We start from the raw sequence: 10,802 nt of genomic DNA on the forward strand, positions 1-10,802 counted from the left end.
ATTTTTGTCGTGAAAAAACAAAAGCTAAAGATACATTTTTAAAGCGAAACCCAAATCCCGAAAGGGTTTATTATGGCAGAAAAAAACTTTTTTGAGCCCAAACAAAGCTTAAATATAAAAGGTCAGCTTATTGATTTAAGTAGTCCGAAGGTGATGGGAATTCTCAACATCACACCCGATTCTTTTTACAGCGACAGCAGAACAAAATCTATAGATGAGGCCTTAACCAAAACAGAAAAACACCTGACCGAAGGCGCAACATTTATCGATATTGGTGGTTATTCATCCAGACCGGGTGCGAAGGATATTTCGGAAGCAGAAGAGATAGATAGACTCGTGCCTGTTGTGAGCAGCCTATCGACAGCATTTCCAGAAGCTATTTTTTCAATCGATACTTTCAGAGCCAAAGTAGCCGAAGCAACTATACTGGCGGGTGCACATATTGTTAACGATATCGCCTCGGGTGATATGGATGAGCTGATGTTCGAAACGGTTGCCAGAATGCAGGTACCTTACATGATTATGCACATGCAGGGAACGCCACAAAATATGCAACAAAACCCAGTTTACGAAAATGTACTCCTGGATGTGGTAGATTACCTGGCTAAAAAACTAGCCAAGCTGAAGGCGTTGCATGTCCACGATGTTATCATAGACCCCGGTTTTGGCTTCGGAAAAACCATTGCCCATAACTATGAATTGCTGAACCAAATGGAGGCTTTCCAGATTTTTAAACTGCCAATATTGGTAGGTTTCTCGCGCAAGGGAATGATTCATAAAACACTGGGTACTACTGCACCCGAAGCCTTAAACGGAACTTCGGTACTGAACACGATTGCACTGCAAAAAGGCGCAGGGATTTTAAGGGTACATGATGTTAAGGAAGCTGTGGAGTGTGTGAGGTTGGTGGGGATGTTAGGTTAAGCTTAGATTATTATTTTTTGATTACAAAAATAAACGTAACGTCATACTGAACTTGGTTCAGTATCTTTATGAATTAGAGATCCTGAAATAAATTCAGGGTGACGAATTCTCTATAACTGTTTTACTATCTTGCCCATAATGAAAGGATTGGATTTCGACTTTGTAAAATTTACCATCACCGATGTGGTAGATATTGTGCTGGTGGCACTGTTAATTTATTATGTGTATACACTGATCCGCAATACCCTGGCCGTAAACCTGCTGGTGGGTATGCTCATCATTGCCATTTTTTACCGGGTAGTAGATGCGTTAAACATGAAACTGCTCACCACCATCATAGAGAAATTTATGAGTGTGGGTATCATTGCCCTGATCGTTATTTTTCACCCCGAAATCAGGCGCTTTCTGTTACTCATTGGTAAAAATGCCTTTCTACAAAAAAACAAGGCCTGGTGGGGTTATTTATTTGGCCGGAAAGAAATTGAGCGAAATAATTTAACGCGAATAAAGCCGATTATTGATGCCTGCAAAAGCATGAAAAAAACCAGGACAGGCGCGCTGATTGTGTTTGTTAAATTTTACGACGAACAGTTTTTTGCCAATAGCTGTGAACTGGTCGATGCCAAAATATCTAAGCGCCTGCTCGAAAGTATTTTCCAGAAAAACAGCCCTCTGCACGATGGTGCTGTGGTTATTTCGGAAAACAAGATTAAAAGTGCGAGTTGTATCCTCCCTTTAACTGATAACGATCAGTTGCCTTCGCAATTCGGTTTAAGACACAGGGCAGGTATTGGAGTTTCTGAAACTACGGATGCTGTTGCGGTAATTATTTCGGAAGAGACTGGAGAAATTTCGTATGCTAAACAAGGTCGGGTAAGAATGAACGTTTCGTTCGGAGAGCTGGAGAAACTGCTCAATAAAGACTTTTAACAACACCGATTTATAGCACAGATTTTGGGTATTTAAGGAGATTACACTGATTAGTATAACATTAATCAGTGTAATCTAAATATCTGCGTAATCTTTTCTTAACAATATTGTTCGAAAGCACCAATCAGGTTATCAGCGATCATTTGTGCTGGTCTACCTTCAATTTGATGGCGCTCGATCATGTGTACCAATTTACCATCTTTAAACAAAGCCATAGCTGGCGATGACGGTGGGAAAGGCATCATATAGTTTCTGGCCTGATCTACAGCTTCTTTTTCCATACCTGCAAAAACGGTAACCAATTTATCGGGGTGTTTTTCGTGTGCTGCTGCTGCTCTCGCTGCCGGGCGTGCATTTGCTGCCGCGCAACCACAAACCGAGTTTACAACAACCAATACAGTTCCTTCGCCTTTAATGGCCTGATCTACATCTGCTGCATTTTTTAATTCCTGAAAACCTACGTTGGTTAATTCCTTACGCATTGGTTCTACTAAATATTCTGGATACATTATCGTGAGTTTATGATTTACAATTTGAACGCTACAAAAATAAGAAAATCAGATGGCATGCACCATCCAGTTTATATTTTTAAGGTAAAATTAAATAGCCGCTTAATTTAGTCCTTTAAAAAATCTGTCGTATGCTTCGGGATGCGTAATGGCACCTGCCACAATTAAAACAACAAATACAATAAACAATAAACTCAGAATTGTAGCAATCATACCGCAAATCTTTCCAGCTTTGGCATTTTTATAGGATGATTCGGTATAAAGTGTAGGGTTAAGCTGGTATTTTTTAACATCCCCACCTCCTAAAACCCAGGCAATAACACCGAAAATAAGCCCAAATATGCCATAAAAGCAGCAAGCTGGTAGCGCAATAATACCTAAAACGAGTGCCGCAGTGGCATTAGGTAAATTTTGCTGACCAAACCCTCCGCCAAACTGCCCAAATGGAGGCGGCTGCTGAAACGGCGGCGGTTGTTGAAATGGTGGTGGACTTACCGGCCCCTCATTTATTGGCTCTATAATCGGTTCCTCTTTCTTTGAAAGATCGATAGGTTTATTTTCCTGAGGGTTTTCCTGTTCTTCTGACATGAGTATGTGTTTAACTTAGTAGTTGGTGATTGTATATTTTGTAAATGTAATTGATTAAGATAATTACTGCAACACCTGCAAAAACGATTTTAATCAACTGTGCACCAAATTTAAAGTCGAGTTTTAGGTGAACAAGTGTAAAAAGCAATACAAAAATTAAAGGAAGGGTTGCGGGATAAAATTTAAAAGAATCGATGAAATTTCCTTTAAGCAAGGCAACAACCGACCGCTGTAAACCACAACCAGGGCAATCGACACCAAAATAAGCTTTAAAAGGGCAGCTAAAAAGATGTTCGCCTAACCAATCTAAAAAACTTTTATCTGGTTGAGCCATATACATCTATTATTTTTGCCTGTGCATCTTTCCAGGCCTTATACTTTTCGAGGTCTTTAAGCACCTGCCTGTACACCAGGTTTAAGATGTATATATCATCAATAAAACCTAAAGCGGGTACAAAATCCGGGATCACATCAACGGGCGACAAAAAATAAACCAGGCCACCTAAAATGGCAACGATCGATCGTTTCGGAATTTCGGTATAGCTACCGTTTACATAATCTTTTGCAACGGCAAACAACAGCACCAGCTTAGCCCAAATGCCTTCTAAATCGCCTTTATTGGTTACAGCTTTGCCCAGTGCATCCTTAATTGTTTTGCTGGCCCTGGTTTTATCATTCAAGATCACCGTTGCCTTGCCCTCAGATTTTTTAAAGAAATCTAATATTTTTTGCCTGTTCAATTTCATGCTGGATGTATTATAAATTAACGGCCAAAAGCATCATATTGTATCGGCTCATTTGATGAAACAATCTAAATGCCAGATGTTTTTATCTTTTATTGAATTTAAGCATTTTTCATCATCTCCAAAATATCATCAACATACTTCCTCTCGTTAGCCAGTCGCGGTACTTTGTGTTGTCCACCCAGCTTGTCCTTTGCCTTTAACCAGTTGTAGAACGTGTGGACCGGTGCGTTGTGTACTTTAGGCCGGCAGAGTGCCATATCCTTAAAGCGCTTGGCATCGTAATCAGAATTTACTTCGCGCAGCGTTTGATCCATAATGTCTACAAACTTTTCAAAATCGTTAGGTTGTTTATCAAACTCAATAATCCATTCGTGACCACCTGCCTTCTCTCCTTTAAAATAAATTGGTCCCGCAGTATAATCTTTAATCTCGGCACCGGTTTCCTGGCAGGCTTTGGTTAAGGCTTGTTCGGCATTATCGATAATCACCTCTTCGCCAAACGCATTAATGAAGTGTTTGGTACGGCCAGTAATTTTAATGCGGTAGGGGGCCAGCGAGGTAAACTGAATGGTGTCGCCAATCATATAGCGCCATAAACCTCCGTTGGTAGAAATTACAATTGCATAGTTTTTATGCAACTCCACTTCGCCCAGCACCAATGCTTTAGGATTCTCTTCACCAATATGCTCCATGGGCACAAATTCGTAGAAAATACCATAATCCAGCATCAGCAGCATTTCATCTGAATCGTCCTGATCCTGGATACCAAAAAATCCTTCTGAGGCATTATAGGTCTCCAGATAATACATATCGGGAGAAGGGATGAGTTGTTTAAACTGTTCGCGGTAAGGCGCAAAGTTTACCGCACCGTGAATATATACTTCGAGATTGGGCCAAACTTCTAGTAAATTGCTTTTGCCTGTTAGTTCGAGTACTTTTTTGGCCAGTACGATGGTCCAGGTAGGTACTCCCGAAATACTGGTTACATTTTCGTTGATAGTGGCCTCAGCCATCCTATCCATTTTTATTTCATAATTATCCATCAAAGCGATAGACATATCTGGGGTGCGGTAAAACTCAGCCCATATTGGCAGATTTTTAATCAGCACAGCCGATAAATCGCCGTAAAAGCAATCTTCGTTTAATTGGTTTACCTGATGGCTTCCGCCTAAAACCAAACTCTTACCGGTAAACATCTGGTTATCGGGCCGGTTATTGCAATAAATAGAAAGCATATCTTTACCACCTTTGAAATGGCATTCTTCAAGGCTTTCTTCCGAAACAGGAATAAATTTGCTCCTGTCGCTGGTAGTACCTGATGATTTAGCAAACCACTTGATATCTGACGGCCAAAGGATATTCTGCTCACCATTCAACATACGCTCAATGTAGGGCTTTAAAGTATCGTAATTTTGGATGGGAACGCGTTCCTGATATTGCTGTACGGTTAAAATGGTCTTGTAATCGTACAGTTTGCCCCATTCGGTGTTTTCGGCACTATCAACCAGCGTGTGGAACCATTCTTCCTGAACATCGTGTGGATATTTCATAAAAAGCTCGATCTGGTGGATCCGCTTTTTCATTAACCAGGTAAAAATCGAATTTACAATTGCCATCTTAAAGGTTAAAATTAATGAACATCATCTTATCAAAAGTTTCTACATCTATGTACATTCTTTTATTTACAGCACCCTGGTTTACAGTAATTCGTTTCAGCATAAAGTTTAGGCAACACCCGAAATTAAAATTTGTTTTGATTAACAATATTCTATCAGCAACCTGTGGATTAAACATCAAATTTCTTGCGTTTTAATACGAAATTCGATCCCAGATATACTTTTCGTACCATTTCATTTTCGGCCAGTACCTCAGGTACGCCTTGCTCTAAAATTTTTCCTTCAAAAAGCAGGTAAGCCCTGTCAGTAATAGAAAGGGTTTCCTGTACGTTGTGGTCGGTTATCAGAATGCCGATATTTTTGTGTTTCAGCTTAGCCACGATACCCTGGATTTCTTCTACCGCAATAGGGTCTACCCCAGCAAAGGGCTCATCGAGTAAAATGAAATTGGGGTTAGCTGCTAAAGCACGTGCAATTTCGGTACGGCGACGCTCACCTCCCGACAATAAATCGCCACGGTTTTTGCGCACTTTATGCAAGCTAAACTCGTTAATCAGCTCTTCGAGTTTATCTTTCTGTTCTTCCTTGCTCATGTCGCTCATTTCCAAAATGGCAAGAATATTATCTTCTACAGTAAGTTTCCTAAAAACCGAAGCTTCCTGAGCCAGATAACCAATTCCTTTCTGCGCCCTGCGGTACATTGGATCTTCGGTAATATCTTCTTCTTCTAAAAAAATACGTCCTTCGTTAGGTTTAATTAACCCTACAATCATATAAAAGGAAGTGGTTTTACCCGCTCCGTTAGGTCCCAGCAAACCAACAATCTCGCCTTGGTTTACATTGAACGAAACATTGTTTACAACAGTACGCTGTTTATATTTTTTAACCAGATTTTCGGCTCTTAGTATCATATATCGATCCACTCCGTCTTGCTGAACTTGATTCAGCATCTCACTCAAGAGATCCTGATCCCGATGATAAAATCGGGACAGGATAACGATTTTGTTTAATTAACTTTTATTCCTTTAATATTCAATTGCAAACGCCTCTTCTCGCGCCATACATTTTCTTCAATGGTATAGCATATGGAGAAAGGAGCTCTTGGCTGCAGGAGGTTTTGAAATTCTCCCAACCCAAATGCGATGCCCTCAAAAATAGGCGAATTTTGTTGTTTTATATTAATTTTTAAGTGATTTGCACCAACTGCCATGGCATGTTGTGCTAGGTATACCCCATGGGTAACAAAAATAGGCGCCATATTTTCGGGGCCAAATGGCCCCATTTGTGCCAAAACCCGGTAAAATTTGCCATCAATCTGTGCCAGTTCTATTCCTGCATCGATCTTAATCATTGGGGTTAGCAACTCTTCAGTAATGCTGGCTGATACAATTTCTTCAAATTTATCCGCAAAAGCACCAACATTATGCTCCTGCATGGTTAAACCCGCTGCAAATTTATGACCACCGTACTGATCCAGTAAGTCTGCACAGCCACTCAAGGCTTCGTATAAATCGAAACCCACTACCGAACGACATGAACCAGCAACATGACCGTTTGATTTGGTAAGCACAATGGTTGGACGGTAATATTTTTCAGTTAAACGTGAGGCTACAATCCCAATCACACCTTTGTGCCAGTTTTCATTAAATACAACAGTGGTTTTTTTGTTAATCAGAATTTCACTATCACCAATTAAAGCCAGAGCTTCGCGGGTAATGTCCTGGTCGTAGGTTTTACGCTCTGTATTTTTAAGATTAATCAGCTCGCTCTGTTCTGAAGCATTTCCGTCTACCTGGCAAAGCAGCATAGCCACTGCATGTTTTGCATGATCGATCCTACCCGCAGCATTAATCCGCGGCCCGAGCGTAAAAACAACATCTGTAATGGTATAATTCTCGGTCTTGCCCGAAACTTCCATTAAAGCCCGTAAGCCTTCGCAGGGATTGGTGTTTAACTTTTTTAAACCATAATGCGCTAAAATCCGGTTCTCGCCAACAACGGGCACAATATCCGCTGCGATACTCACCATCACCAGATCTAGATACCGTAGATACGTTTCTTTAGGCAATTGGTGTTTTTGTGCATATGCCTGCGCTAGTTTGAAACCAATACCGCAGCCGGCAAGCTCTTTAAAAGGATATGCACAATCTGATCGTTTGGGATCTAAAACAGCAACGGCTTTAGGTAATTCATCTCCAGGTAAATGGTGATCGCAAATAATAAAATCGATACCTAAAGTATTGGCATAATCAATTTTATCAATTGATTTTATCCCACAATCAAGCGCAATAATTAAAGTAAATCCATTTTCACTGGCATAGTCTATACCAGTAGTAGAAATGCCATACCCTTCCAGGTAACGATCTGGAATATAATATTCAATATTTGAAGTTAACTGAGAAAAGAAACTGAAGGCTAATGCTACCGAAGTGGTACCATCTACATCGTAATCGCCATAAATCAGGATTTTTTCGTGAGTAGCCAGAGCAGTTTCTATCCTGGATATTGCAGCATCCATATCCTTCATTATGAAAGGATTATGCAGATGGTCTAAATCCGGTCGGAAGAAATCTTTTGCCTGATCGAAATCGCAAATATTCCGTTGTACCAATATCTGCGCCAACGAGCGATCTATATTCAGTTGTTCTGCAATCGTAGTTATAGTAGCATCATCACAATTTGACGCAAGCACCCATCTTTTTTCCATTTATTCTGTTTCCGAACAGTAAATATACATTTTAATTGGATACGACGGCAGCAATCATTACATAGTAATAGTTTTCACCTCACCAATGTAGTGTGATACCTCTTTAAGAGTACGGCAACTAATACTATCTGATTCATTATTTCCCACTGATTAAACAGAAAGAGACGCAGATTTATAAACAATAATGCCTTGCATCAATAATATCTGTGCTTCAATCCCTTAAATCTGTGGGAGAAACTTAAAGACAGTAGCACAGTATCTTATTTCCCGCTGATGGCGCAAAAAAACACAGATTTAAAATATTAATGCCTTACATTAATGATATCTGTGTTTCAATCCCTTAAATCTGCGGGAGAAATTATTATAATATCTTATTTCGAATTCCCCGGATATTCCTGGTAAAGTTTCAATAAATATTCTTTTTGAGCTGCATATTTCGCATCATCGGCCAGATTAACACGCTCAGCGGGATCCCATGAAAGATTATACAACTCCGTTAGTTCTTTATTATCGTTTTTGGTAATCCTCAATTTCCAATCTCCATCTTTTACACCTTCTAAAACGTAATTGTGGTAGTAAATCGGACGATGGGGCTTATTGTAATTTTTAGTGGTTAGCAAAGCAGAAATAGATTCGCCATCATATACCCGTTGCGGAAGTTTACTTTTGGTCCAATCGGCCAGCGTAGGAAAAACGTCTAAATTCGAAATCGGTTTTGTTAATTGCGTATCGGTAAGCGTATGGCCTTTCCAATATACAATAAATGGTACCCGATGACCAGCCTCGTAAGAAATGCCTTTCGATCCCCTGAAAACACCAGCCGAACCTACATGGTAAAATTTGGTAAAACCATCCTGGTACATTCTTGATGGTGCATTAATCCATGGGCCATTATCGCTGGTAAAAATAAAAATCGTATTGTCGGCCTGTCCTGATGCTACTACCTGTTTCCAGATTTGCGCCAAACCAGCATCCATATCCTCAATCACATCGCCCAGCTCACCACCTGCTGATGGTGTTTTGCGGCTTTTCTGTGCAGCAAAGGCAACCGGTAAATGCGGCATATTCTGAGCCAGGTAAAGAAAAAATGGCTTTTTAGCTGCTGCATTTTTCTTAATGAAATTAATCGACTCGCGTGTGTAAGAACTGGTTAAAATACTATCGTGCGGTTTATAAATTTCGGGTTTGGTATTTCTGAAAATTTTAATGGTGGTATCGGTTTTTACATAAGGTGCCCGGTAATCGTGACTATATAACAAACCATAAAACTCGTCAAAACCTTTTTTGTTAGGCAACGAAACACCATGATCGCCCAAGTGCCATTTACCAACTAATGCAGTTACATAGCCCGATTGTTTTAGCATTTGTGCAATGGTAATTTCGTCTTCAGGCATTCCGGCTTTTTCACCTGGTCCTATTGGCCTCGGCAAATCCATCCGGCTGCAATACCTTCCGGTTAATAACGATGCCCTCGAAGGGGTACAGGTTGGTGAAGTAGTTACAAAATTGGTTGCCTTTATTCCTTTTGCTGCCATCCCATCTAAAAAAGGCGTTTTAATCAGTGGGCTTCCGTAGCACGAAATATCAGCATAACCCATATCATCGGCCAGCACGATAATTACATTTGGACGCTGCTGGGCAAATAAACGGTTAGAAAAGCCAAAAACCAGCAATAAAATCAAAACACGGATGCTCATAAAGAATAATTTGCCTGAAATTTAGCAATCATATTTTACAAAAAAAGGAAGTATCCAAGCTTTTACTAAAACAAATACTGTTATTTAGATTGTTACCTTTGTAGAAACATTAAAGATTTACATTTTGCAAGTCCACACCCTTTACGAAGGCACCTATTCAGTTGATGCAACAAAAAAATTTGTGCCATTCGATCCTGCCATCCACCATTTTAAAGACAGACCCGCCTCGCTGTTTATCAACGTACAACCTTTTTTGGTTGAACTTAAAAACGACCTGGTCCTTTTCGATACGGGTTTGGGGTTTAGCGACGATCACGGCGAACTCATTTTACATAAAAACATCAGAAATGCAGGCTTCGATCCTACCGATGTGACTAAGGTTTTAATGTCGCATTTACATTACGATCACTCGGGTGGTATGATCCACCAGTTGGGTACTAAAACCGAGCTAAGTTTCCCTGATGCGGAGCATATTATTAACCGTGGTGAATGGGAAACTGCATTTAGCAGTACATCAACCTCGTATCATGCTGATATTTTCGAATTTGTACAACGCAATGCCCAGTTAACTTTTGTAGAGGGCGACGGTGCAATTAATGAAAGCATTGCTTACGAATTTACGGGTGCCCACTGCCCTAACCACCAGATTTTTCTTTTAACAGAAGGCAAACAAAAGGTATTTTTTGGAGGCGATGTACTACCTGAACCGGAAGAACTGGTTAAAAACTTCATTGCGAAATACGATTTCGATGGTCGTAAGGCAATGGAACTCCGCAAAGAATTTGGTAGAAGAGCAGCTGAAGAAAACTGGGAGTGTCTTTTTTACCACAGTAAAAGTGCAGCAACAGGCTTCGTAGATGAAATAGAGGGTGGATTTAAGATAAGGTAAGATTTTCTTAATTTTTAATCGCAAAGTTCCTGTTCTGTCATTCTGGCGCAGACCAGAATCTCTTATTTTTTAACCACAAAGCACACAAAGAGAGGCACAGAGCACATAAAGCAATAATACCACAGTATTCTCTGTGTAAAACTCACTGTCTTTGGTGGTAAAACAAAAAGCCCCGGCAATAGACTGAACCCAAAAG

At 40.2% G+C, this 10,802-nt stretch carries 11 protein-coding genes; 3 read left to right on the top strand and 8 right to left on the bottom strand.

The window, feature by feature from the left end:
- Positions 1–72 precede the first annotated feature (72 nt).
- Complete coding sequence (gene folP, locus DBR40_RS17705) at positions 73–924, top strand: dihydropteroate synthase (RefSeq protein ID WP_124561076.1); 852 nt, start codon at positions 73–75, stop codon at positions 922–924.
- 138 nt (positions 925–1,062) lie between these two features.
- The gene (cdaA, locus tag DBR40_RS17710; RefSeq protein ID WP_124561077.1) at positions 1,063–1,854 is read left to right on the top strand and encodes a diadenylate cyclase CdaA; all 792 of its coding nucleotides are present in this window, start codon (positions 1,063–1,065) and stop codon (positions 1,852–1,854) included.
- 98 nt (positions 1,855–1,952) lie between these two features.
- On the opposite strand, the gene DBR40_RS17715 is transcribed toward cdaA, so the two are convergent.
- The 8 genes from DBR40_RS17715 to DBR40_RS17750 all read right to left on the bottom strand — a co-directional run bounded on the left by DBR40_RS17715 (position 1,953) and on the right by DBR40_RS17750 (position 9,717).
- Positions 1,953–2,363, bottom strand: a complete 411-nt coding sequence (locus DBR40_RS17715; protein ID WP_025145566.1) for a BrxA/BrxB family bacilliredoxin — start codon at positions 2,361–2,363, stop codon at positions 1,953–1,955.
- Between the two features lie 102 nt (positions 2,364–2,465).
- Positions 2,466–2,951, bottom strand: coding sequence for a CCC motif membrane protein (locus DBR40_RS26895; protein WP_199748377.1), 486 nt, complete (start codon positions 2,949–2,951; stop codon positions 2,466–2,468).
- A 10-nt stretch (positions 2,952–2,961) separates the two neighbouring features.
- Positions 2,962–3,285, bottom strand: a complete 324-nt coding sequence (locus DBR40_RS17725) for a DUF2752 domain-containing protein (protein ID WP_233603924.1) — start codon at positions 3,283–3,285, stop codon at positions 2,962–2,964.
- Positions 3,269–3,697, bottom strand: coding sequence for a YkvA family protein (locus DBR40_RS17730; protein ID WP_124561079.1), 429 nt, complete (start codon positions 3,695–3,697; stop codon positions 3,269–3,271). Before DBR40_RS17730 ends, DBR40_RS17725 begins: the two co-directional genes overlap by 17 nt.
- A 98-nt stretch (positions 3,698–3,795) precedes the next feature.
- A complete protein-coding gene (locus tag DBR40_RS17735; protein WP_124561080.1) occupies positions 3,796–5,313 on the bottom strand; it encodes a GH3 auxin-responsive promoter family protein in 1,518 nt (505 codons plus the stop codon).
- A 170-nt stretch (positions 5,314–5,483) separates the two neighbouring features.
- Complete coding sequence (gene lptB, locus DBR40_RS17740; RefSeq protein WP_124561081.1) at positions 5,484–6,224, bottom strand: LPS export ABC transporter ATP-binding protein; 741 nt, start codon at positions 6,222–6,224, stop codon at positions 5,484–5,486.
- Positions 6,225–6,319: 95 nt separating this feature from the next.
- Positions 6,320–8,020, bottom strand: a complete 1,701-nt coding sequence (gene recJ, locus DBR40_RS17745; protein WP_124561082.1) for a single-stranded-DNA-specific exonuclease RecJ — start codon at positions 8,018–8,020, stop codon at positions 6,320–6,322.
- Positions 8,021–8,391: 371 nt separating this feature from the next.
- Positions 8,392–9,717, bottom strand: coding sequence for a sulfatase-like hydrolase/transferase (locus tag DBR40_RS17750; protein ID WP_124561083.1), 1,326 nt, complete (start codon positions 9,715–9,717; stop codon positions 8,392–8,394).
- Positions 9,718–9,841: 124 nt separating this feature from the next.
- Between DBR40_RS17750 and DBR40_RS17755 the strand changes: the two genes are divergently transcribed.
- Positions 9,842–10,606, top strand: a complete 765-nt coding sequence (locus DBR40_RS17755) for an MBL fold metallo-hydrolase (protein ID WP_199748378.1) — start codon at positions 9,842–9,844, stop codon at positions 10,604–10,606.
- Positions 10,607–10,802: the final 196 nt, after the last annotated feature.

The sequence above is a fragment of the Pedobacter sp. KBW01 genome, assembly GCF_003852395.1.
In the GTDB taxonomy this organism is placed as follows: Bacteria; Bacteroidota; Bacteroidia; order Sphingobacteriales; family Sphingobacteriaceae; genus Pedobacter.